Source organism: Polaribacter reichenbachii (assembly GCF_001975665.1).
Classification (GTDB): domain Bacteria; phylum Bacteroidota; class Bacteroidia; order Flavobacteriales; family Flavobacteriaceae; genus Polaribacter; species Polaribacter reichenbachii.
On sequence record NZ_CP019419.1, the window covers coordinates 1,524,319 to 1,549,493 of the forward strand.

Sequence of the window (25,175 nt, forward strand, 5' to 3'; positions counted from 1 at the left end):
TATTATTATAGTTTAGTTTTTAAAAATTCTTTTTGTTGATGTTTGTTCTTTATTAAAAATTTTAATAAAATAAACTCCTTTTGAAAGTTTACTAATATTTAAAGAACTATTATTTGAAATTACTTTTTTATTAATTAAAAGTCTACCTGTATTATCATATAAATGTAAAGTATTCTTTTCTGAATAATTTTTATCAATCTCAATATTAATTATATTTAATGCAGGATTTGGATAAATATTAAAGCTTAATTTATTATTGATATTTGTAACTTTTGCTGTTTCTAATTCTCCTAAAAAAGTTAAATCAAATTTATCTAACACTATAAAATACCCATTTGATGCTGGATTTTTACCAACTACTTCAAATTTTAAATTTAAATCTTCAGTACCAACTTCAATATTCCCAAAATCGTTCTTATAATAACCCAAGTCGCTATTATATAAATCTTCTGGCGGACAAGTTGCTTTACCATTAATGTATAGTTGAACAAAACCACGATTAGAAGCTCCTTTAAGAATTGCAGATAAATTATAAATACCTGCCCCTGGAGATGGTATTGTATATTCTATATAATCTCCAACAGAATTTGATTCTAAAGCTACAGAAGAACCATTACTGGCAATTTGTTCATTAAAAATATATGGTTGTTTTCCTGTTGTAAAAGAATTTTTAATAGTTAAATTTTCTGCTTCAAAAGACATTTTATTATTATTACTAGTAGCTGCAGAAATATAGATTGCGTACGAGCTTTTAGGAATCATTCTTGGTAGGTTTAGAGATACAGTGTTATTATTTAATTCATAATCTTGGGCAACAACAACTTCAGGATTTGTGAGTATCATTTCATTTGTTATTTTTTCTACTCTAATGTTTACTTTTTCTTCATATTTTAAATACTCAGGAATATTATTTAAAGTTAAAGTTACATCATGTTCGGTAAAGTAATTTCGTGTTCCAATTAAAATAACAGATCTTTTCATATTACTGTCTAGACTAGCAATTGCATCAGAATTTGCGCCTTCTATATTTACATCAACTTTTCTACCTGTCATGTCTTTATAGGTATTATAATTCCACCACAGACCTCTTGGTAAATTTGCGTTATCTCTATCTGCCATATCTGCAAGAGTTGCTATAAAATCAGGATCATCTCCTACACGTGTCCAACAAGCATGTAAACCAAATTCGAAACCATACTGCACAGCTCTTTCCATAGATGCTAGGTAATATACATTAACACCAGGAATAGAGGTGTTGTCATTAGAATAGGATTCTCCTTGGTATTCTGTAACTGTCATTGGCATTGGTGTAATTTCATTAGCCAACATCCATTCTTTTAATTCTTTACAGTGTGCTTCTATATTTAAAGGGTCATTAGATAATTCATGCCAAGCTAAAATTTCTGGTAAACAATTATTGGTTTTACAGTATAACAAAAACTGTTTCATAAAATCGAAATTATAAGAATGATCTTCTGGAGCTTGAAGTTTAGCTAAAGGGTTTATAGCTTTTATAGCTTTATAAGCTACTTCATGAGCTTTAAAGTATCTATTTCTATTAGAATTGCTGTTTCCCCATTGTAAGCGAGGCTCATTCCAAGTAATCCAAGAATAAATATCTAAATTTTTAGTCTGTGCATCATTGTAAACATTTTTACAAATTTCTTCCCATTTATTAAAATCTCCTCCATCTCCTGGAAAATAAGAATCATTTGCTCTATAATAATATAAGCCAATCATTAATTTAGCTTCTGTTTCTTTTGCTCTTTTATAAGTTGGTTCTTCAAAAAAACTAGGTAAATTAGGATGATAATCTGCACCTCTTATAGATCTAACTTTAATACCATCAATTAAATATTGGGCAGGGTTATTGGCACTAATTCCATGTAAAAGACCACTTGCAACTTGTTTAGATGTTCCTTTATCTATAGTATAATCTATGGATATTTTTGATGAAGTTTGAGCATAGGTTGTTGAAAATATAAAATAGGAAACTACTGTAATTAAAAATTTACCTCTCATAAAAAATAGTGTTCAAGTTGAAGAATGTTTAGTTTATTAATTAATAACAATTCTTAAAAAGAATTTATAAAGTAAAGATTTATAAAAAAATGAAACGAGGTAAAATTTAGCAAAATAGAGGGTAGTTATTGGTTTATTTTATTAAAATTACTCTAGTTTTTAATATTGAATTATTTTAAGGTAATATCTTAATTAATTGTAAATAATTATTGTTTTTAGCAAATACTATTCCTTTTCTATCTCCAGTAAGAGAAATTAAAGCTGTATTTTTTGTATCTCCATTTATGTATAATCCGCTTAAACTAGCAGAAATTTCTTCAAAATTACCTTTTCCATTTCCTTTTAAGAAGACACCTATACTTCCATCATTTCTTGGAGTTTCAACTTCTGATGCATACAAATTTCCTGCCAGTAGCATATCTAAATTTCCATCGTTATCAAAATCATTAATAGTAATTGCATTTACAGAAGATTGTTGTGCAATATTACCAAGTGGCCTAACAGTAAAAGTACCATCTCCATTGTTTTCAAAATAACTAGTTGCAAAGCTTGTAGCCTTATAATGTATGGCATCTTTTAAATTTGTATTCCCATAAACATCTATTAAGGTTGCTTCTCCAAAAGAATCATAATCTTTAAACTTCTCCTTTATAAATGGCATTTGATTTGATGAGCATTGTCGTCCACGAAGTGGATATAAATTACCTAAATCGTAATATCCTAACACAATATCTAATTGTCCATTGTTGTCAAAATCTTTTTGATAGACTTCAAAAGGTTCTTTTTCTGTGGCTTTATACTTATAATTTAGCCCTAAATTTCCTGCCACAAAGTCTTCATCTCCATCACCATCAAAATCTGCAGATTCAATACTAAACCACCAACCAACTTGTTTAGAAAACCCTGATTTTTCTGATACATTTTCAAAAAAACCTTTATTATTTTTTAGTAAAACTGGCGACATCCATTCACCAACAATCATTAAATCTAACCACGAGTTGTTATCTACATCTACCCAAACAGCATCTGTTACCATTCCTATATTTAATAACGGAGTGGCTATCTCATTGGTTACATTTGTAAACTTTATTTTTCCTAGTTCACTATCATTTCTTAATATAAAACTAGTTGTTGGTGCAGGGTAATGACCTGGTTTTTGTCTTCCTCCAACAAAAAGATCTACATCTCCATCTTTATCAAAATCGGCAGCTTTTACTTTTGATCCACTTGTACCTAAAGAAGAAATTGCTTTAGTGATTTCAAAATTACCATTTCCTTTATTTTCATATAATCTATCATTTAAAAATTTAGAACCTTCATCATATTCGTTTCCACCACTTACCACATATAAATCTACATCGCCATCTGAATCTGCATCAAAAAATAGGGCACCTACATCTTCATAATTTTTATCTTTTTTAAATGCTGAAATTTCTTTTTCTTTAAATGTTCCATTATTTAATTGAATAAGTAGTTTTCCACTACTGTCTTTTGCTCCACCAATAAAAATATCATCTAAACCATCTCCATTAACATCACTTGTTGCTAAAGCTGGACCAAATTGAGACATTTTATGAGGTAAAAGAGATTCTCTTTTAAAATCATCAAAATAATTCTCTTTATGTTGATGTATTAGTTTACTACTTTTAGTAATATCTTTAAATAGTTTTTTGCTATTTTTTGATGCAACATCAATTGATTTACTATCATTATAATCTAAAATAAGAGTTTGGTTTGTTTTACTATTTTTATAAGATTTTGTTTTACCATCTCCCCAAATTACAGTGATTTTCTCTATACTTTCTTCACCTCCAACTCCAAAATGTAAATTGGCGCTAGCTGCTGATTGAAATCCTCTTGAAAAGTAATTTTCTTGTATTTGAATTTCATTATTATTTTCTAAAATAACACGAGCTCCAATTCCATTTAGATTCTTTTTTGACCCTTTTAACTTTATTTGAATGTAATTATTAGTGTTTAATTGTCTGGAATTATTTTCATAAATAAGTGCAAAATCATCGGTATTATTAACAATAATATCTACATCTCCATCATTATCTAAATCTGCATATGCAGCACCATTAGAGCTGGTTGGGTAATTTGCAACCCAATCGTTATTTTTCTTTACAAATCCTTTTCCTTTTTTATTTTGAAAAAAGTAATTCGGTTTATTTCGAATAGGCATTTCATTAATCAATTCCATTGTTAAATCTCTTGCTAATTCTTGATTTTTTCTAGTTTTCTGTCCGTGAGTACTAAAAAAAGCATCAAACTTGGCTTTTTTATGTTTTATGAAATCGTTATTTCTAAAATCTCTCTTAATTCCGTTTGAAATAAATATGTCTTTCCAACCATCATTATCCATATCAAACATTAAAGGTCCCCAGCTCCAGTCTGTGCTAGAAACTCCATTCATTTGGGCGACATCAGAAAATAATGGAATTTGATTTTCTATATTAGGAATTCCATTGTTTAACTGTAAAGCATTGTACATATATTGATGATGTAACCCTTTATCTATTAAACCATAAAAACGATCTGGGTTCATACCACTCATAGAAGTTTTTATGTCGTAATTATGTTCAGACATCATATCTACAGATATAAAATCTAACCAACCATCATTATTAAAATCTGAAATATCATTTCCCATAGAAAAATAAGAAATATGATTCGTAGCTTCTTTAATAACCTCTTTAAAAGTTCCGTCTTTCTGATTTAAATATAAATGATCTTTTTCAGAAAAATCATTTCCAACCAATACATCAGGCCAAGTATCATTATTTAAATCACCTATTGCAACTCCCAATCCGAAGCTAATTGCATTATTTATAATATTACTTTCTTCTGAAACATCTTTATAATGCCCTTTATCATTTTGGTAAAGTCTAGAACTTTGTAACGGTGATTGTGTAGCCATTAACCTAGAAATTGCTTCACTTTCATAAGGTCTGGCACCGTGATTTATAAGAAACATATCTAAATCTCCATCTTTATCGTAATCGAAAAAAGTTGCTTGTGTAGAATAGTTAGGTAAGTCTAATCCATATTTTTTTGCATCTTCTTTAAATATAGGATTTCCATTTTTATCATTTCCTAAATTTACATACAACTCATTTCTTCTGTCATCTGAATTTCTATAATTACCAGATTTACAAACATAAATATCTTGTTTCCCATCAGAATTTATATCTACAATAGTTACACCAGTAGGAAAGCCTTTTTTTCCGTTTACTTTAGATACATCTGTAACGTCTTCAAATTTTAATTTCCCTTTATTTAAATACAGTTTATTAGATTCTAGGTTAGAAACAAAATATACGTCTTGTAAATTATCTCCATTAAAATCTGCAACTGCAACACCACCTCCGTTGTAAAAATACTCATATAAAATTCCATTTAAAATTCTATTTTCTACAAGTGAATTTTTAAAATTAATACCTGTGTCACCAGCATTTTTTATGGTAAATAAAGGTTTTTCTTTTTTAGTATTAGTACAAGCAATTATTAAAATTGTTGAAAAAATAAATATCCCTTTTTTCATAATTAAATCTTTAAAATAAAAATTAAGAGCAAAGAAAAGTATTTAATTCTTCTTTGCTCTTTCACTCACATTTAAATAAAACAAATTAACTTTACAAATTATAAGTTTTTATAAGACTACCTACCAGCCATTTATTTGCTTAGCTGCTGGATTTTTTTCTATTTCATTTTGTGGTATTGGCAAAACATACAATTTAGAAGGGAAACTACGTGTTTCAAATTCGTAACGTGTATATGTTATTGTACCATCATTTTCTTTTACCATTTTTACACCTATTAAAGGTCCATTCAATAAACTTTCTGCAATTTTCCATCTTCTAATATCAAAAAATCTATGTTCTTCGAAAGCTAATTCGATACGTCTTTCATTTCTAATTTTCTCACGCATTTCGTCTTTACTTAAACCTGCTGGTAAATCAGGGTTAGTAATACCTGCTCTTTGTCGTATTTCTTTAATTGCTGCATAAACAGAACCATCTGGTCCGCTAGCTTCATTTTTAGCTTCTGCATAATTTAATAACACTTCTGCATATCTCATAAAAATCCAATCTTGATCGCTACTTTTTGTATAGATTGGAAATTGTTCTTCATGAAATTTTCTAAGATTATAACCTGTTTTTGTAAACTCTGGTTGTGTACCTGTATCAAATCCTCCTTCATACATTTCCATTACATGGCCTCGAAATGTAGATCCATTATAAACTACAGTTGCTTCGAATCTAGGATCTAAATTCTCATATGGATTTTCTGCATCAAATAGAGGAGAAGTAGATTGTGGTTCGCCATCTGCCATATCGTAAGCATCTATAAAGTTTTGGGTAGGCACATTTCCTCCCCAACCTGCATCACTAGCTCCTCTAAAAGAACGTGGTGAATTAATTACATCAAAACCATTATTTGTACCAAAATGTATTTTATCTGGTGCTAAAAACTTTTTTGCAAAAATTATCTCATTATTATTTTTAGTTAAAAAGATGTCTTTATAGTTTGGAAATAAAGAATAGCCTGTAACCTTAGTAGCTGCTGTAGCAGCCTCTGCCCATCGTTCTGCATATAATAATACTCTGCTTTTAAGAGCATAAGCAGCTCCAATTGTAGCTCTACCTTCTTCAATTTCTCCTTTTGCAGGCAGCATAGAAGCTGCCATATCTAAATCGTCTATAATAAAATCAATAGTATCATCATAAGTAGCTCTTGGTATTTGAAAATTATCATCTACTGCCAAGGTTCTATCAATAATAGGCACCCCTGTTGGCTCACTGCCACTAGATTTTAATCCGTACAACCTTAATAATTCATGATAAATAAAAGCTCTCAAAAAATGTGTTTCACCCATAAGACGTTTACGTAACACATCATCTTCTAATCTATCTAAATTTTCTAGAGCAGCATTTGTTTTACGAATTAATCTATAATAATCTCCCCATGTTTCTCCCCAAGGAACATTACTTGGTAAAAACTCTCCGTTTTGTAATTGATTTGCATGTACCCAAGGTATAGCAACATCTCCGTCATCTGAAGCACCATCTAATAAATAAAGACCTTTAGCCCAACCACCATAATTGCGATCGAATCCTGAAGGCATACCTCCGTAAACTGCATTTACAAATTGGGTTGCTCCCTGTGGGTCTGTCCAAACAGTTTCTTCTGTGAGGTTGTCTTTTGGTATTTGATCTAAAATATCACTATCACAACTAATTAATGCTGAGATACATAAAGCATAACCAAAGTATAATATGTTTTTAATTTTTTTGTTCATCTTTAATGTTTTTTATAATTTAAAATTTACACCAACATTCCATGTTCTAAACTGTGGATAATCCCAACCTCTTCCACTAGCATTTTCTGGATCGAAGTTTTTTATTTTAGACCATGTAGCCACATTGTTAGCATTTAAATAAATTCTCATACCAGTAATAAATTTAGTGTGTAACTTATCTATTGGTACATTATATGCTAATTCTAAAGTTTTAAGACGTAGGTAAGAAGCGTCTCTTAACCAAAAAGAAGAGGTTTGATGATTTTTATCTGCATCAATTAATACACGTGGTTCGCTTGCATCTGTATTTGTTGGTGTCCAACGATCTAGTGTAGATTTTAATCCTCCAGAACCCACAAAAAATGGCCAAGCTCCTTCACCACTATAATACTGGTTTACATTAGTTGCTCCTTGAAATAAAAATGAAAATTCAAAATCTTTATATTTTACATTTCCATTATACCCAAAAATAATTTCAGGCACATTACTAGGCCCAATAGCTGTTCTGTCGAAGTCGTTTATTTCTCCATCTGGCACACCATCAGGACCACTTATATCTGCATATCTAATGTCTCCAGGTGCTGGGTTTCCTATTTGGGTAGGTGCATTATCTACTTCTTCTTGTGTTTGAAAAATACCTAAAGCACGTAAACCAAATTGAGTACCAATAGGTTGTCCTGTTCTTCTAATGTTAGGATTGTCTGATTCAGCCTCATCAATAAAAACAACTTTATTTTTTGCATACGTAAAATTAGCGTTCATTGAATAAGTTAAATCATCATTCACACGGTTTCTATGTCCTAAAGCAATTTCAATACCGCTGTTATCAACTTTTGCTAAATTTTCTATTGGTAAAGTAGCACCTAAAAGACTTGGTACAGAAAGAATTCTATTTCCTAAAATATCACTTCTTTTATCTGAGAAATAGTCTATAGATGCAGTTAATTTGCCGCTCCATAGAGTTGCATCTACTCCTAAATTTAATTTTTTTACAGTTTCCCAAGTTACATCAGGGTTAGATAAACGTCCTTCTACGATTGCTTGTTGTACGTTTCCATCTCCAAAAACAGCATTACCACTAACGTTATAAGCTTGTAAGTAAAGAAATGAGTTACCTCCTAAACGATCATTTCCTAAGATACCATAAGATGCTCTAAATTTTAAAAAATCGATTGTTTCTGAATTTTCTAAAAAAGATTCTTTAGACATAATATAACCTAATGAAGCCGATGGGAAGTATCCCCATCTTTTACCAGGAGCAAACTGTTCTGATGCATCTGCACGAATACTACCTTCTAAAATATATTTATCATCATAGGTCCAATTAAGCCTACCTACAACACCTTGTCTACCGCTAGTACCAGAATACCCTCTGTTAGTTCTTTCTTCTGCACCACCAAAGTCTAATTCATCAATACCTAAAGTATAACCGATTCTGTTTGCCTCCATTGTATTGGAAGCTTCTTTAGTTTGTGTGTATAATACTAACGCAGTTAAACTACTTTTTTCAAAAGATTTAGTGTAGTTTAAATGAGATTCTAATGTTACAGATTGATAATCTATGTGCCTTTGAAATAAATTTGAAGCTTCTTGTATTCCTTCTTCAAAAACACCTTCGCTTATTCTATTGTAAAAAGGCGTTTTTGTAAATCTCCAAGATTTATAATCTGTAAACCTTTTATCATAAGAAGCAATTCCTTTAATAGACAAACCTTCTATTGGTAATTGTTGTTCTAATTCTATTCTACCTTGAAAAACTTGAATTCTATTTTTTCTATATCCATTGTCTGGTAATGCTAAAAATGATGGACCATTTGAATACGTACCATTAGACCATTGTATAGGAGCTCTATTTGGTGGAATACCAGTCATCCATCTAAAAACCTCTCCAGAAGCTACATTATTTACATCCTCATCTCTACCAGAAACATCAAACGATAATTTAGTGGTGGTGGTAACTTCTGCATCGATATTTGATCTAAAATTATATCGTTTAAATACATTTGATGGAATAATACCTTCTTGTTTTAAGTAACCTAGTGATGTTGCATACTGAAGTTTATCTGTACCACCATTGGCTGTAATGTTATATTTTTGTACAATGGCTGTTTTTTCTAGAACAGAAAACCAATCAGAGTCTGGGTGAGTATCTGGACTACTACCGTCTTTATATTTTTGAATATCATCATCAGAAAATAAAGGTGCGTCTCCTTGATTTGCTAAAGCTTCATTATATAGAGTCGCATATTCATAAGAATTTAAAAACTCCGGAATTCTAGTTCTTTCTTGTACACCTATATTAGAAGTAAAACCTATTTGCATTTTGCCAGATTTACCTCTTTTAGTAGTTACCAAAATAATACCATTTCCTGCACGTACCCCAAAAACAGCAGAACTTGCAGCATCTTTAAGTACAGAAAAAGTTGCTATTTCTTCTGGGCTTATTTGAGCAAAATCTGACGCAGAACGCACAATACCATCTATTACATATAATGGATCTATGTTTCCTGTTGTACCTATACCTCTTATAAAAATGTTAGAACCATCATTTCCTGGCTCACCAGAACGTTGTGTAGCAATAATACCTGTAGTGTTACCAACTAATGAGTTACTTAAGTTTGGTGATGGATTTCTTTCAATTTCTTTTTGATCTACTTGAGATACAGAGCCAGATATGTTACTCTTTTTTTGTGTTCCATAGCCAATAACAACAATTTCATCTAAAGATGAAGCACCTTCAATTAATTTAACTGAAATTGAAGTTTTATCTCCTACTGTTATTTTTTGTGTAGTAAAACCTATATATGAAACAACAAGTATTGCTTCTTTACTTGCTACATTAATAGAAAATTTTCCATTAAAATCTGTCTCAGTTCCATTTGTGGTTCCTTGTTCTAAAATACTTGCTCCTGGTAAAGGACCTAGATTGTCAGACACTGTTCCTGTAATTGTAATGGTTTGATTCTTTTTAACTGTTATTGGTAATTTTAATGCTGGTTTTTCTTTTATAATTATGGTGTTTTGTTTAGAAAACTCAAAATTTAAACCTTTTGTAGATAAGCTTTTTTCTAGTAATTTAGATACTAGAATTTCTCCTTTTTCTAAATGTACTTTTGGTGCATTTAGAAATAAATTTCTAGGATAAATAAAACGATAATTTGTTTGATTTTTAATAATTTTAAAAACTTGATCTACTGTTACAGTTTGCTCTTGTTTAATTAAAACTTTTTCCTGAGAAAATGAATTTTCGGTATTTAAACTGAAAACACTTGTACATAATAAAAAAATGAACGTTTTCATAATTAATAATAATAGCCGTCTTCTTATAATGAATCCGACAGTTGTTAATTTAAATTTCATAAATTTGCATGGTGTTAGTTAAACATTTTGATTAATTAATACTTAGTCTAGGGGTCGAAGTTTAATACACGCCAATGTTTTGCTTCGCCCTTTTTTTTCAAAAAAAAATTATTTTATAATTACTTCTTTATTTTTTATGATATAGTTATTGATTACTTTAAAGTTTTTAATAATATTTAATACTTCTTCTATACTTTGGTTTTTGTCTAATACACCATTAAATTCTATATTCTGGCTATTTTTATTATCAAAAGTTACTCTCATATCATACCATCTTGCTAATACTTTCATAATATCTTTTAACGGTTTGTTTTCAAAACTAAAAACGCCCTCTTTCCAAGAGATTTCATTGTATACATCAACTTTTTTTAATGTTAACGTGTTGGTTTTATAATCTAAATATGATTGTTGATTTGGTATTAAATGCTGTTTTTTACCTTCATAATTTAAAGTTACTTTACCTTCTACTAAGGTTGTTGCTGTATTAAAATCATCTTTATAAGATTTAATATTAAATTCTGTTCCTAAAACTTCAATTTCCTGATTTTTATTTACAACCAGAAATCTAGCTCCATTATGATTAATGCTTGGAGAAACATTAAAGTAGGCTTCACCATATACAAGTTCTACTTTTCTTGTTTGATTTTTTACAAAAGTTACTGGATATTTTAGTTTAGAATCAGAATTTAACCAAACTTTTGTGCCATCTGATAACTTAATAAAAAACTGTCCTCCTCTAGGAATTGTTAAATAATTGTATGCTATTTCTGGTTTTGTTATTTGAGCTGAATTATAAACCAACTCTTCTCCATCACTACTAATATTATTTTTTTGGTATGATTTTCCTTTTTCTAAAGAAACGTTAGTTCCGTCTGCTAAAGTTAATATTGCTTTATCCTTACCAATTTCAATTTTATTTTCTACAATAGTTGTGTTAATATCTTTATTTTCAGAAAAAAAACTAGCTCTAAAAAAATAAACAGTGGTTAGTAAAATTACTATTGATGCTGCAACGGTATATTTCCAATACAATTTTTTAACAGGAATAGTAATTTTATTTTTAACTTTTTCTAAATCGGCCTGTTTATTAATTTGCTTTTTTAATTTTGTTCTTTCTTTAATTAGAGATGGGTCTGTAAGTTGATTTAAGATATATAACTTATCCTTTTTACTAAATAAATCTGAATTTTCAAACTCACTATTAGATTCTTCTTTTAATAAAGATGAGGCGAGTCGTCTAGATATGATTACTATTTTATTAAATAAGAACATTAATTGTGTATTTTTTTAACCTAAAAATATGCTTAATTAACTTTTAGACGACAAAAAAGATAAAGAGGGTTAAATTTTTTTTATATTTATTATTCAATAAATATAAAAGCGATTAAAAAATAGTATTCTTTTAAAATAGGTTTTAGTCTTTTGTAAGCAATTTTCTTTTGTGCTTTAATAGTATTTATAGATAAACTTAGTTCGTTTGCTATTTCAGCATTAGAAAGTTCTTTAATACTCATTCTAATAATTTGTGCACATTTACCAGGTAATGTATTTATTGCGTTTTCTATTATAATAGAAGATTCTGAAACTACTACTTCTCTTAAAAAAAAAGTTTCTGTTTCTATGTGTTCTAATTCTTTTGTTGATAAATGAGAAGTATTTTTATAGCGTTTACTTTTAAGATAATCTAGAGATTTATTTCTAACAGAAGTATATAAATACGATTTAATATTGTTTTTATCTTTAAAGAGAATTTTATGCTCCCATATTTTTACAAAAATATCTTGTACAATATCTTTAGACACCTCTATATCCTCAATATATTTATTAGAAAATAAACATAATGAAGTATATAATTTGTCAAAAAGACTCTTATATTCTTTTAGTGTTAAGTAAGATGAGTTTTTTTTTTGCACTTATTAATAAATAATTTCTAATTAATTATCATTGATTTCTCTTATAAAAAAGAGAAAATCTGATTATATTTTAAGATAAAAGTTTTTTTCTTGTTTAGCATCATATTTTTGCTGATCGAATTGATATAAAAACGAACCTTTTGTAGAAGAAGACATGTCTTTTTCTTTTAATTTTACTAATATATCCATAGAATTTATTTTATTAATAAAATTTCTCTTATCCAATTTTTTATCTAAAATAGCTTCATACAATTTTTGTAATTGACGCATTGTAAATTTTTCGGGTAATAGTTCAAAACCTATAGGATTAATTGAGGTTCTTCTCCTTAATCGTCTTACAGCTTTCTTTAAGATAATGTTATGATCAAAAATTAAATCGGGTACTTTAGAAAGGCTAAACCACTTGGCATTATAATTTTGAATTAACTCTTTATTATGTTTTTCTATGTTTACAATTGCATAATATGATGTAGAAATGGTTCTATCTACAGGGTCTCTGTCAACCTCACTAAAAGAATAGAGTTGTTCCATATAAATATTATGCATACCTGTTAATTTAAATAAAACTCTTGAGGCAGCATCATCTAGCGTTTCTTCTTTTTTTAAAAAACCACCCATTAAAGACCATTTCCCTTTTTCAGGTTCAAAATCTCTTCGAATTAGAAGAACTTTTAAATCTTCATCATCAAAACCAAAGATGATACAGTCTACTGCTAAAAAAACTTTATATTCAGAATAATAACCTTTATGCATAGTTAAATTTTTAAGCTAAATTATATTTTTTTTTCGAAAAACACCAAAGATAATTGATGTATAAGTGTAAAAATAACATTTATATTCTTATTTCCTTGTAAATATAAAATTTTTGTGCTTATTTTACAAATGTAAAATTTACACTTACTAAATAATGTTGTATTATTTAGAACCACAAATTAGTATTCAATGAAAAGTTATGTAATAGGTTTAGACTATGGTTCAGATTCTGTAAGAGCTATTTTAATAGATGCCCTAAATGGAAATGAGATTGCATCTGAGGTATTTTGGTACCCAAGATGGAAAAAACAACAATACTGTAATTCTAGAATTAATCAGTTTAGACAACATCCACTAGATCATATAGAAGGTTTAGAACAAACAATTAAATCTGTAATTTATCAAGGTAAAATAAATCCAGAACTAATTGTAAGCATCTGTATAGATACAACAGGTTCTTCTCCTTTACCTGTAAATATAAATGGAATTCCTTTAGCTTTATTAGATGAATTTAAAGAAAATCCAAATGCTTTAATGGTACTTTGGAAAGATCATACAGCTGTTAAAGAGGCTAACGAAATAAATGATCTAGCTAAAACTTGGGGAGGTAAAGATTTTACAAAATTTGAAGGTGGTATTTATTCTTCTGAATGGTTTTGGGCTAAAATTTTACATATTATAAGAGAAGATAAAGATGTAAAAGATGCTGCTTACACATGGATGGAACATTGTGATTATATGACATATATGTTGGCAGACAATAAAGATTTAAATACTTTTAAAAGAAGTAGGTGTGCTGCAGGGCATAAAGCAATGTGGCATAAAAGCTGGAATGGTTTACCCGATGAACAATTTTTAAATCAATTAGATCCATATTTAGCAGGTTTAAAAGATAATCTTTACGAAGCAACTTATACTTCAGATGAAATTGCGGGTCATTTAAATGAAGAATGGGCTGATAAATTGGGCTTAACTACTAAAACAGTTATAGCAGTTGGTACTTTTGATGCACATTCTGGTGCAGTAGGTGCTAAAGTAGATCAACATACATTGGTAAGAGTTATGGGTACTTCTACTTGTGATGTTATGATTGCAAATGATGAATTAATAGGAGATAAATGCGTTCGTGGAATTTGCGGACAAGTAGATGGTTCTGTGATTCCTGGTTTTATAGGTTTAGAAGCAGGTCAATCTGCATTTGGAGATGTTTTGGCATGGTTTAAAAATTTATTATCATGGCCAATTGATAATTTAGTATTAACTTCAAAAATACTAACCAAAGAACAAAAAGAAAAACTTCAAGAAGAAATAGATGCTAATTTTATTAAAACATTAGCAGAACAAGCAGAAAAAATTCCTTTAGAAGAAGCGGTACCAATTGCGTTAGATTGGGTTAATGGTAGAAGAACACCAGACGCAAACCAAGAATTAAAAGCTGCTTTTACAAGTATTTCTTTAGGTACAAAAGCACCTCATATTTTTAAAGCATTGGTAAATGCAATTTGTTTTGGTTCTAAGATGATTGTAGATCGTTTTGAAAGCGAAGGTGTAGAAATAAAATCGGTTATTGGTATTGGTGGTGTTGCACGTAAATCTCCATTTATTATGCAAACTTTAGCCAATGTCTTAAATATGCCAATTAAAGTAGCAGAATCTGACCAAGCACCAGCTTTAGGAGCTGCAATTTATGCTGCAGTTGCTGCAGGCGTTTACAGTAATGTAATTGAAGCTAGTAAAGTAATGGGAAGTGATTATGAAGCAGAATATTTCCCAGAAGAAAATCACATAAAAACATACGCAAACTTAATGGAATCTTATAAAACATTAGGCGAATTTGTAGAAGAGACTATAAAAACTAAATAAAATGAGTTCTAAATATAAATCTCTAAAAGAAGAGTGTTACGAGGCCAATATGCAACTAAATGCATTAGATCTTGTGGTCTATACTTTTGGTAACGTTAGTGCTGTAGATAGAGAAAACGGAGTGTTTGCCATAAAACCAAGTGGTGTTGCTTACGAAAACCTTAGACCAGAAGATATTGTTATTTTAGATTATGATAATAATATAGTTGAAGGTAAAATGAGACCGTCATCTGACACAAAAACACATTCTTACTTATATAAAAACTGGGACGACATTGGCGGAATTGCGCATACACATGCTAAATTTTCTTGTGCTTGGGCACAAGCGCAACAAGATGTACCTATTTTTGGAACAACTCACGCAGATCATTTAACAGCAGATATTCCTTGTGCACCACCAATGAGTGATGAACTTATAAAAGGAAACTACGAGCACAATACCGGAATTCAAATTTTAGATTGTTTTAAAGATAAAAACCTATCTCATAATGAAGTAGAAATGATTTTAATAGGAAATCATGGGCCGTTTGCTTGGGGTAAAAATGCAGCAAAAGCTGTTTATAATAGTAAAGTATTAGAAGTGGTTGCTGAAATGGCATATTTAACACTTCAAATTAACCCTAATGCACAGAGGTTAAAAAATTCATTAATTAAAAAACATTACGAACGTAAGCATGGTAAAAATGCTTATTACGGACAATAACCAACTATAATATGATTGATATATCTAACAAAGAAATTTGGTTTGTAACAGGTAGCCAGCACCTTTATGGTGAAGAAACTTTAAATCAAGTAGCAAAAAATTCGCAAGAAATAGCAAAAGGTCTAGACGATTCTAAAAATATTCCTGTAAAAATTATCTTTAAACCAACTGTAAAAACCCCCTCAGAAATTACAGCAATTTGTGAAGCTGCAAATGCTTCTAAAGCTTGTATTGGTATAATTACTTGGATGCATACTTTTTCTCCTGCAAAAATGTGGATTGCTGGTTTAAATCTTTTAAATAAACCTTTGTGTCATTTACACACCCAGTTTAATGCAGAAATTCCTTGGAAAGATATTAATATGGACTTCATGAATTTAAATCAATCTGCTCATGGAGATAGAGAATTTGGTTACATCATGTCTCGTATGCGTATTAAACGTAAAGTTGTTGTTGGTCATTGGCAAGAAGAAAAAGTACAAAATAAAATAGGTATTTGGTCTAGAGTTGCTTTAGGTTGTGATGAAATGAAGAACTTAAAAGTTGCTCGTTTTGGAGACAATATGCGTGAAGTTGCAGTAACAGATGGAGATAAAGTAGAAGCGCAAATACGTTTTGGAATGTCTGTAAATGGTTATGATTCTTCAGATATTACTAAAAAAATAGAAGATGTAACCTCAGAGCAAGTAGATGATTTAGTAAAAGTTTACGAAAAAGAATATAACTTATCTGATAATTTAAAATTAGGTGGTAAAATGAGAGACTCTCTTATTGAATCTGCCAAAATAGAAATTGGATTACGTACATTTTTAGATGAAGGTGGTTTTAGAGCTTTTACAGATACTTTCGAAAACTTAGGAAGTTTAAAACAATTACCAGGTTTAGCGGTACAACGTTTAATGGCAGATGGTTATGGTTTTGGAGGAGAAGGAGATTGGAAAACAGCTGCTATGCTTAGAGTTATGAAGGTAATGGCTTATGGTTTAGAAGGTGGAACTTCTTTTATGGAAGATTATACGTATCACTTTACGCCTCAAAAATCTTATGTCTTAGGATCACATATGCTAGAAATTTGTCCTACTATTGCAGATGCAAAACCTTCTTGTGAAGTTCATCCTTTAGGAATTGGCGGAAAAGAAGACCCTGTACGTTTGGTATTTAATTCTCCTGAAGGTGATGCAATAAATGCATCTTTAGTAGATATGGGTAATCGTTTTAGGTTAATTGTTAATGAAGTAGAAGCTGTAAAACCAATGGAAGATTTACCAAATTTACCTGTAGCACGCGTACTTTGGGATGCAAAACCAAATTTAGATATTGCTGCAACTACTTGGATTCTGGCTGGTGGAGCACATCATACTGTATATTCTCAAGCAATTACAACAGAATATATGGAAGATTTTGCAGATATCTTTGGCATTGAATTACTTGTTATAGATAATGATACTAAAGTTAGAAGCTTTAAAAACACAATGAATGCAAACGAAGCTTATTACAATACGTTTCAACATGGATTATAATATTAACTAAAAACTTTTTAAAGATGAAAATTTTAAAACCTCTTTCTTATCTTTTTATATTTATTCTTGTTTTAGGGCTTTTTACAGATTGTAAAGGCAATAAAAAAGAAGCTATAAAAAAACAAGATGAAACTTTGGGTAAATTAGCAATTAACATTTCTGATTTTGGTAAAACAAAAGAAGGAAAACCAGTTGAAAAATTTACGCTAAAAAACACCAATGGTGTAGAAGTAGATATTATTACTTACGGAGGAAGAATTACATCTTTAAAAGTACCAAATAGTAAAGGTGTTTTAGAAAATGTAGTTTTAGGATTTGATAATATTGAAGATTATGAAAATGATAATCCTTTCTTTGGAGCTTTAATTGGCCGTTACGGAAACAGAATTGCAAAAGGTAAATTTAATTTAGAAGGAAAAGAATATACTTTAGCAAAAAACAATGACGAGAATCATTTACATGGTGGAGTTATTGGTTTTGATAGAGTTATTTGGACGGCTACACCAATAGAAGGAACTGAAGATTCGTCTTTAAAGTTAACCTACTTAAGTAAAGATGGTGAAGAAGGATATCCTGGAAACTTAAAGGTAACCGTTGTTTATACACTAACAAAAGACAATGCAATTGAAGTTTCTTACGAAGCGACTTCAGACAAAACAACCGTTGTTAATTTAACTCAACATGCTTATTTTAATTTATCCGCAGATTTTTCTAAAGAAATTTTAGATCATGAAATTGTTTTAAATGCAGACGCTTTTATACCTGTAGATGCGACTTTAATTCCTACAGGAGAAATTAGAAAAGTTACAGGAACACCTTTCGATTTTACATCAGCCAAAAAAATAGCTAAAGAAATAAATTCTAACAATAAACAATTAAAATTAGGTTTGGGTTACGATCATTGTTGGGTTTTAAATGGTGCAAAAGGAGATATGCGTTTTGCTGCTTCTGCTTATAATGAAGAAAGCGGACGTTTCATGGAAATTTTCACAGAAGAGCCAGGTATACAATTGTACACAGGTAACTTTTTAGACGGAACTTTACCAATGCTAAATGGCGGAACTTATGCTCATAGAACAGGGTTTTGTTTAGAAACACAACATTTTCCAGATTCCCCAAACCAAAAAGACTTTCCTTCTACAGTTTTAAAGCCAGGACAAGTATATACAACCAAAACAACTTTTAAATTTTCAACTAAATAACAATCAACTAACTAAAAATATTAATTATGGGAATATTATCATTTGTTGCATTTACTTTACTTGTAGCAGTTATAGCTTGGTGGTCTACACGAAAAACTAATGAAAAATCATCTGATGGTTATTTTTTAGGTGGAAGAAGTTTAACGGGCCCAGTGATTGCGGGATCTTTACTATTAACTAATTTATCTACGGAACAAATTGTTGGAATGAATGGAGTTTCTTTTAGGGATGGTTTACCAATTATGGCATACGAAGTTGTAGCAGCTATTGCAATGGTTTTTACAGCTTTTATTTTATTGCCAAAATATCTTAAAAGTGGTATTGCAACGATTCCTCAATTTTTAGAAAAAAGATATGGTAAAAGTACAAAAACAATAGTTTCTTTATTATTTTTATTAGGCTATGCAATTTCTATGTTGCCTACTGTACTATATTCTGGTGCATTAGCAATTAACACAATGTTTGATATTCCTCAGTCATTAGGAATGGAGCCAGAACCAGCTCTTTGGGTAACAGTTTGGGCTATTGGTATTATTGGTAGTATTTATGCCATTTTTGGAGGATTAAAAGCAGTAGCAGTTTCAGACTCTATTAATGCCGTAGGATTAATTATCGGAGGGTCTTTAATACCTATTTTTGGTTTGATGAAGATTGGTGATGGTAACATAATAACAGGATTACAAAAGCTTACAACAGCATTACCAGAAAAGTTCGATATTATAGGTGGACCTGATTCTGATGTACCTTTTTGGACCCTTTTTACAGGAATGATAATCGTTAATTTCTATTATTGGGGAACAAATCAAGCAATTATACAAAGAGCTCTTGGTGCTAAAAACTTAAAAGAAGGTCAAAAAGGACTTTTATTAGCTGCTTTTATAAAAATATTAGGTCCGTTTATTGTTGTTTTACCAGGTATTATTGCTTTTTATATTTTTAATGGAGATATTGCAAATGCAGATGAAGCTTATCCAATGGTTGTAAAAGCTGTTTTACCAGTTGCTTTTATTGGATTTTTTGCTGCTGTTCTTTTCGGAGCAATTTTAAGCTCTTTTAATAGTGCTTTAAATAGTTCTGTAACTTTATTTGGTTTAGATTTTTATAAAGAATATTTTAACCATAATGCTTCTGAAAAACAAATAGTAAGAGCCGGAAAAACATTTGGAATTGTTTTAGCACTATTTTCTATGGCAATTGCACCTTTATTATATGGTGTAGAAGGTGGGATTTTTACATATTTACAAGAACTAAATGGAACACACAGTGTACCAATTTTAGCTATAATACTTGTTGGTATATTTTCTAAGAAAGTTTCAGGAAAAGCGGCAAATATTGCTATTTTATTTAGTGTGGTTACATACTTAACTACGCTTTATGTAATTAAGCCAGATATTAGTTTTTTACATCTAATGGGAATACTTTTTGTGTTAACTGTTATTATAATGTTTGTGGTTAGTAAATTTGTTCCAAGAGAAACCGAATATGTTCAGGAGTATACAAAGCAAGTAGATATTACCTCTTGGAAATACTTAAAACCTGTTGGTTATACAATAGTTGCTATTGTTGTAGGGGTTTATATTTATCTATCTTAAAACAATAAGAAACCAAAAAGTTATCCTGATTTTTACAGATTAACTACTTATAATTTAAACCAGTGAATTTATTTTCACTGGTTTTTTTTGTTGGATAACATTTTAGGTAACAATTAAGTTGAATTCAATTATATTATTTAAATGAATATAAAATGTGCTTTAACTACACAAACTTTTTATTATGAATATTCTTTTTTTACAGCTTTAAAGCATACATTAAAATTGATGTAGGTAAACTTTGTAAACTTTATCTAGAAGTTAAAAGCTCTTTAAATTCCTTAATTTATTGAATTTCATTAGCTAACTATTCAAAAATGAGACTTATAATGTTAGTATTTAAAAGACTGTTGAATATTTACAATCAGTAACTTTTAAAACAAAAAAATAGCCTATTAAGAATTTACTTAATAGGCTATTTATATATTTAGAAATCTACTATACTATGCTTTAGAAAGATTTAAATTTTCGTCTAGTGGAATCATTTTTGGCATTAATAAATGAACCAAACCAAGAATAATTAAATAACAAGAACCTGCTAGTAAAAACGCCCAGAAATAACCTGTATTACCTGCAGAATCTAAAACAGATCCTAATGCCATATCTGCAACAATACCAGAAACTGCTCCAATCATACCACCAATACCAACAACAGATGCTGTAGCTTTTCTTGGAAATACATCAGAAACCAATGTAAAGATGTTTGCAGACCAAGCTTGATGACCAGCTGCTCCTAAACCAATTAAGAAAACAGCAATCCATTTGTTATCTGTAATGGCAACAAAACTTACTGGTAGAATTATTAATGCACAAATTAATAACGTAACTTTTCTAGCTTTGTTAACGGTCCAACCTCTGTGCATTAACGCTCCAGAAAGATAACCTCCAAAAATACTACCTCCATCTGCTAAAAGATAAATTACAAAGAATGGTAAAGCTATATTTTTAATATTTACATCAAAAGTATCTGCTAAAAACTTTGCTCCCCAGAATAAATAGAACCACCACACTGCATCTGTAACTTTTGCTAAACCAAAAGCCCAAGTTTGACGCTTTTTTAAAACACTTTTCCAAGGTAATTTATCTTCATTTTCTACTACAGAATCACTTTGAATATAGGCTAATTCTTCTTTTGTTACTTTTGGATGTACTTGTGGTTTTTTATACATCTTTAACCATAAAAAGATCCAAATTGTGCTTAAAACACCTGTAATTAAAAATGGAATTTGCCAATTTTTACCATTTTCATGCACAATCCAACCAATTACAAATGGTGCTGAGATTGCACCAATACTTGTAGCTGCATTAAATAAGCCAGTAGCAAAAGCTCTATCTTTTTTTGGAAACCATTCTGCAGTTGTTTTTATAGCTGCCGGAAAATTTCCTGCTTCACCAAACCCCAAACCAAATCTTGCAGCAGCAAAACCAATAATACTAAATCCTGGTCTTACTAATGCGTGTAACATTCCAAAAAAACTCCATATTGCAATAGATAATGTGTATCCTTTTTTTGTTCCTAAACGATCTATTAATCCTCCCATAGAAAGCATACCTAGTGCATAAGCTACTTTAAAAGAAATCATAATATTTGCATAATCACTATTTGTCCATCCAAACATTTTTTCTAGAGTAGGTGCTATTACTCCAATAATACTTCTGTCAAAATAATTAATTGTTGTAGCAAACATTAGTAATGCTAAAATTCGATAACGATAGTTTGCTATCTTTTTTGTTTTATCCATAATTAAATTATATAAGTGTCAAATATACACTTATAAATAATACATCTAAAATTTTATACATAAAACCTTATAATTTTTATTATTTTGTTAAGTAGAATAAAGTATTAATAGTACGAATAGCCTAGGTATATATAAATTTGATATTGAATTTAGGGTTTTTATAAGAATAGGAGTTTAATTAACTCTTTAAATGTATAAACCTCAACTTCTAAAGTTGAGGTTTATACTTGCTGTAAAATAATTATTATATATGTTGAAATCTGATGCTTACTTTTAAATTGTTAATCTACATTTAAAAAAGTTTCTTGACTAAATGTAAATACTTCAGAAGGTGTTCTTGCTTCTTTAAAATGATGGAAAGATCTTAATAATATCTTAAAAAAAATATTTTTATTTATAAGTTTTTTCAACCTTGCTTTTCTTTAAAATTATAATTCAAATAAATTTGGTAAAAACATAGAGATTTCTGGAATAAAACTAATTAGCATAAGCACAGCTATCATAATTGCTAAAAAAGGCAATAAAGATTTTATAACCTTTGTTACAGAAACATTGGCAACACCACTACCTACAAAGAGTAAAGTTCCTACTGGTGGTGTACAAATTCCGATACATAAATTTAGAACTATTACAATTCCAAAATGTACTGGATGCATACCCAAAGTAGTTACAACTGGTAAAAAAATTGGAGTAAATATTAATACAGCAGGTGTCATATCCATAAAAGTACCAATTATTAGTAAAATAATATTAATTGCTAAAAAGATGGCAAATTTATTGTTTAAAGATTCTAATAAAAATGTACTTATCATTTCTGGTATTCCCTCGAAAGAGAACAACCAAGACATCGCCATAGATGTGCATATTAAAAACATTACAACAGAAGTTGTTTTTCCACTTGTTAATAATATACTTGGAAAGTCTTTAACTTTCATATCACCATATATTAAAGACAAAATTGCAGCATATAAAACTGCAATTACAGAGGCTTCTGTTGCTGTAAAAATACCTGCTACAATACCACCAACTACAACAACTAATAGTAATAAGCTAAAAAATGCTTTTCTAAAATAGGTCCATACTTCTTTTAAAGTAGATCGTTTTCCTTTTGAATATCCTTTGCTAATTGCAATAAATGCAATGTAACCCATAATAGCAAAACCAAGTAAAATTCCGGGTAAATAACCAGCAATAAATAAAGCAGCAACAGAAGCAGTACCACCACTAGCTAATGCATAAACAATTAAAATATTACTTGGCGGAATTAATAAACCTGTAGTAGAAGAAGTAATATTTACAGAGGCACTTAGCGCTCTTGGGTAACCTTCTTTTTCCATTCTGTCTGTCATAATAGAGCCAATTGCAGAAGCTGCAGCAACAGCAGAACCAGAAATGGCACCAAATAACATAGAAGCCAATACGTTTACATAAGCTAATCCTCCAGGTAAACTTGCAACTAAAGATTTTGCAAAATTAATTAGTCTGTTTGCAATTCCTCCTTGCTTCATAATTTCACCAGCTAAGACAAAAAACGGAATTGCTAATAGAGCAAAACTATCTATACCAGTTGTCATACGTTGTGCAATGGTGGTTAAACCAGGCATTTTATCAATATTCAATAATAAACTTAAGGTTGTTGATATACCTATGCTATATGCAACAGGCACTTTCATTAACAATAGAGTAAAGAAACTTGCAAATAAAACGATAATACTTATAACCTCTATACTCATAATTAAACGATGTTTTTATTAGAATAAAAATTTGAAATGTGATAAATTGAAAAGTACATAATTAAGATGCCACTTAAAGGCAAAATAGCATATACATAACCTAAAGGAATACGTAAAGTACCAGATAATTGATTTAAATGTAATGTTGTGTAAACCAAATTAAATCCTCCAATTACCATTATTATTAAAGCAAAAAGAAATATAAATATCTCAATAATTATAGAAGCTTTTCTTTTATTTTTAATTGATAATTTTTGATATAAAAAATCCATTGATAAATGTTCTTTTTTTGCATTAAGATAGGCAGCACCAATAATGGTCATCCATATTAATGAGAAACGTGCAAACTCTTCTGTCCAAGTAAAAGAAGTACCTAAAAGGTATCTTGAAATAACTTGAAATAAAACATCTAGAACTAATAAAGCAAAAATGATAATGATAAACCATTCAAGTGTTTTATTAATCTTGTTAAAAATATATTCAGCTTTACTCATACCAACTATTTTTTTATTTGGTTTACTATATCAGCCATTTCAGGAAATTTTTTCACAAACTCTATAACAACATTTTTAGACTCTTCAGCAAATAATGATTTTTCAGGTATAATTACTTCAACACCCCAATCTTTAACAATTTTCATAGATGCTTCTACAGATTCTCTCCAAAAAACCTTTTGTGCTTGTGCAGATTCATCAGCTGCAGCTTGTACCCAAACTTTTTCTTGTTCAGATAATTTATTCCAAAACTTTGTACCAATTAACAATACATCTGGTACAGAAGAATGTTGATCAAGCGTATAATATTTACTAATTTCGTAATGATTTGAAGAGACAAATGAAGGAGGATTGTTTTCTGCTCCATCTACAACTCCTTGTTGAATTGCAGCATATAATTCGCCATACGCCAAAGGTGTTGCAGCTCCTCCCATAGAATTTACCATATTAATTGCCATTTGATTGTTTTGAACTCTAATTTTAAGACCTTTTAAATCTTCTGGAGTTCTTATGGCTTTTTTACTAGTATAAAAACTTCTACTTCCAGCATCATAATAACAAAGACCTCTTAACCAAAATTTAGATCCTTTTTCTAAAATAGTTTTTCCTACTTTTCCTTCTAAAACACTAAATTGATGTTCTTTGTTTCTAAACAAATACGGAATGCCTAAAACATTGTACTCAGGTACAAAATTAGATAATGTAGCAGCACTTACTTTAGTTGCAGCAACACTACCAATTTGCAATAATTCTAAAGTTTCTCTTTCAGATCCTAATTGACCATCAGGAAAAACTTTTACTTTTAATGTGCCATTAGATTTTAATTCTAATGCTTTTTTAAACTCTATAATTCCTTTATGAACAGGATGAGTTTGTGGTAAAGTATGGCCTAAATATAAAACTTTAGTCTCGCTAGCTTTTTTGCAAGAACTAATACTTATACATAGAATTACCAATAAAATTATTTTAAACCGCATTA

General features: G+C 29.7%; 17 protein-coding genes. 5 read left to right on the forward strand and 12 right to left on the reverse strand.

The genetic code is table 11. The features are described from left to right. Window positions 1-12 precede the first annotated feature (12 nt). From BW723_RS06345 to BW723_RS06375, 7 genes are all read right to left on the reverse strand, one after another. A complete protein-coding gene (locus BW723_RS06345; RefSeq protein ID WP_068357336.1) occupies window positions 13-2,022 on the reverse strand; it encodes a T9SS type A sorting domain-containing protein in 2,010 nt (669 codons plus the stop codon). Window positions 2,023-2,197: 175 nt separating this feature from the next. Further along, complete coding sequence (locus tag BW723_RS06350; protein ID WP_068357333.1) at window positions 2,198-5,566, reverse strand: VCBS repeat-containing protein; 3,369 nt, start codon at window positions 5,564-5,566, stop codon at window positions 2,198-2,200. A gap of 120 nt (window positions 5,567-5,686) precedes the next feature. Continuing rightward, window positions 5,687-7,324 carry a RagB/SusD family nutrient uptake outer membrane protein gene (locus tag BW723_RS06355; protein ID WP_083139580.1) on the reverse strand — a complete coding sequence of 546 codons (1,638 nt, stop codon included), beginning with the start codon at window positions 7,322-7,324 and terminating at the stop codon, window positions 5,687-5,689. A gap of 12 nt (window positions 7,325-7,336) precedes the next feature. After that, on the reverse strand, window positions 7,337-10,624 hold the full coding sequence (locus BW723_RS06360; RefSeq protein WP_068357330.1) for a SusC/RagA family TonB-linked outer membrane protein: 3,288 nt from the start codon (window positions 10,622-10,624) through the stop codon (window positions 7,337-7,339). A 168-nt stretch (window positions 10,625-10,792) separates the two neighbouring features. Beyond that, on the reverse strand, window positions 10,793-11,956 hold the full coding sequence (locus BW723_RS06365; RefSeq protein ID WP_068357325.1) for a FecR family protein: 1,164 nt from the start codon (window positions 11,954-11,956) through the stop codon (window positions 10,793-10,795). Between the two features lie 89 nt (window positions 11,957-12,045). After that, window positions 12,046-12,597, reverse strand: coding sequence for an RNA polymerase sigma-70 factor (locus BW723_RS06370; RefSeq protein WP_068357322.1), 552 nt, complete (start codon window positions 12,595-12,597; stop codon window positions 12,046-12,048). 63 nt (window positions 12,598-12,660) lie between these two features. After that, complete coding sequence (locus BW723_RS06375; RefSeq protein ID WP_068357319.1) at window positions 12,661-13,350, reverse strand: NUDIX hydrolase; 690 nt, start codon at window positions 13,348-13,350, stop codon at window positions 12,661-12,663. Window positions 13,351-13,539: 189 nt separating this feature from the next. On the opposite strand from BW723_RS06375, the gene BW723_RS06380 reads away from it, so the two are divergent. Genes BW723_RS06380 through BW723_RS06400 form a run of 5 tightly spaced genes read left to right on the forward strand, consistent with a single transcriptional unit; the run spans window position 13,540 to window position 20,230 of the window. After that, a complete protein-coding gene (locus BW723_RS06380; protein WP_068357316.1) occupies window positions 13,540-15,213 on the forward strand; it encodes a ribulokinase in 1,674 nt (557 codons plus the stop codon). A 1-nt stretch (window position 15,214) separates the two neighbouring features. Then, window positions 15,215-15,916, forward strand: coding sequence for an L-ribulose-5-phosphate 4-epimerase (locus BW723_RS06385; RefSeq protein WP_068357314.1), 702 nt, complete (start codon window positions 15,215-15,217; stop codon window positions 15,914-15,916). Window positions 15,917-15,927: 11 nt separating this feature from the next. Beyond that, window positions 15,928-17,436 carry an L-arabinose isomerase gene (gene araA, locus BW723_RS06390; protein ID WP_068357311.1) on the forward strand — a complete coding sequence of 503 codons (1,509 nt, stop codon included), beginning with the start codon at window positions 15,928-15,930 and terminating at the stop codon, window positions 17,434-17,436. A 23-nt stretch (window positions 17,437-17,459) separates the two neighbouring features. Next, on the forward strand, window positions 17,460-18,638 hold the full coding sequence (locus BW723_RS06395; protein WP_068357300.1) for an aldose epimerase family protein: 1,179 nt from the start codon (window positions 17,460-17,462) through the stop codon (window positions 18,636-18,638). Window positions 18,639-18,664: 26 nt separating this feature from the next. After that, window positions 18,665-20,230 carry a solute:sodium symporter family transporter gene (locus BW723_RS06400; protein WP_068357298.1) on the forward strand — a complete coding sequence of 522 codons (1,566 nt, stop codon included), beginning with the start codon at window positions 18,665-18,667 and terminating at the stop codon, window positions 20,228-20,230. A gap of 440 nt (window positions 20,231-20,670) precedes the next feature. On the opposite strand, the gene BW723_RS06405 is transcribed toward BW723_RS06400, so the two are convergent. The 5 genes from BW723_RS06405 to BW723_RS06420 form a co-directional block, all read right to left on the reverse strand. Beyond that, entirely contained in the window at window positions 20,671-21,969 is a 1,299-nt protein-coding gene (locus BW723_RS06405) for an MFS transporter (RefSeq protein ID WP_068357295.1), read from the reverse strand. Window positions 21,970-22,250: 281 nt separating this feature from the next. Then, window positions 22,251-22,379: a hypothetical protein gene (locus BW723_RS18080; RefSeq protein ID WP_257787033.1), complete on the reverse strand. Its 129-nt coding sequence runs from the start codon at window positions 22,377-22,379 to the stop codon at window positions 22,251-22,253. Between the two features lie 18 nt (window positions 22,380-22,397). Further along, a complete protein-coding gene (locus BW723_RS06410; protein ID WP_175335388.1) occupies window positions 22,398-23,702 on the reverse strand; it encodes a TRAP transporter large permease in 1,305 nt (434 codons plus the stop codon). 2 nt (window positions 23,703-23,704) lie between these two features. Beyond that, window positions 23,705-24,196: a TRAP transporter small permease gene (locus BW723_RS06415; protein WP_068357292.1), complete on the reverse strand. Its 492-nt coding sequence runs from the start codon at window positions 24,194-24,196 to the stop codon at window positions 23,705-23,707. 5 nt (window positions 24,197-24,201) lie between these two features. Further along, on the reverse strand, window positions 24,202-25,173 hold the full coding sequence (locus BW723_RS06420; RefSeq protein WP_068357289.1) for a TRAP transporter substrate-binding protein: 972 nt from the start codon (window positions 25,171-25,173) through the stop codon (window positions 24,202-24,204). Window positions 25,174-25,175 lie beyond the last annotated feature (2 nt).

What these genes read in the sequence shown, in the direction of transcription:
- araA (WP_068357311.1), top strand. Translation starts at nt 15,928, where the DNA reads ATGATTGATATATCTAACAAAGAAATTTGGTTTGTAACAGGTAGCCAG.
- BW723_RS06415 (WP_068357292.1), bottom strand. Translation starts at nt 24,196, where the DNA reads ATGAGTAAAGCTGAATATATTTTTAACAAGATTAATAAAACACTTGAA.
- BW723_RS06350 (WP_068357333.1), bottom strand. Translation starts at nt 5,566, where the DNA reads ATGAAAAAAGGGATATTTATTTTTTCAACAATTTTAATAATTGCTTGT.
- BW723_RS06360 (WP_068357330.1), bottom strand. Translation starts at nt 10,624, where the DNA reads ATGAAAACGTTCATTTTTTTATTATGTACAAGTGTTTTCAGTTTAAAT.
- BW723_RS06395 (WP_068357300.1), top strand. Translation starts at nt 17,460, where the DNA reads ATGAAAATTTTAAAACCTCTTTCTTATCTTTTTATATTTATTCTTGTT.
- BW723_RS06405 (WP_068357295.1), bottom strand. Translation starts at nt 21,969, where the DNA reads ATGGATAAAACAAAAAAGATAGCAAACTATCGTTATCGAATTTTAGCA.
- BW723_RS06385 (WP_068357314.1), top strand. Translation starts at nt 15,215, where the DNA reads ATGAGTTCTAAATATAAATCTCTAAAAGAAGAGTGTTACGAGGCCAAT.
- BW723_RS06365 (WP_068357325.1), bottom strand. Translation starts at nt 11,956, where the DNA reads ATGTTCTTATTTAATAAAATAGTAATCATATCTAGACGACTCGCCTCA.
- BW723_RS06410 (WP_175335388.1), bottom strand. Translation starts at nt 23,702, where the DNA reads ATGAGTATAGAGGTTATAAGTATTATCGTTTTATTTGCAAGTTTCTTT.
- BW723_RS06355 (WP_083139580.1), bottom strand. Translation starts at nt 7,324, where the DNA reads ATGAACAAAAAAATTAAAAACATATTATACTTTGGTTATGCTTTATGT.
- BW723_RS06420 (WP_068357289.1), bottom strand. Translation starts at nt 25,173, where the DNA reads ATGCGGTTTAAAATAATTTTATTGGTAATTCTATGTATAAGTATTAGT.
- BW723_RS06345 (WP_068357336.1), bottom strand. Translation starts at nt 2,022, where the DNA reads ATGAGAGGTAAATTTTTAATTACAGTAGTTTCCTATTTTATATTTTCA.
- BW723_RS06380 (WP_068357316.1), top strand. Translation starts at nt 13,540, where the DNA reads ATGAAAAGTTATGTAATAGGTTTAGACTATGGTTCAGATTCTGTAAGA.
- BW723_RS06375 (WP_068357319.1), bottom strand. Translation starts at nt 13,350, where the DNA reads ATGCATAAAGGTTATTATTCTGAATATAAAGTTTTTTTAGCAGTAGAC.
- BW723_RS06400 (WP_068357298.1), top strand. Translation starts at nt 18,665, where the DNA reads ATGGGAATATTATCATTTGTTGCATTTACTTTACTTGTAGCAGTTATA.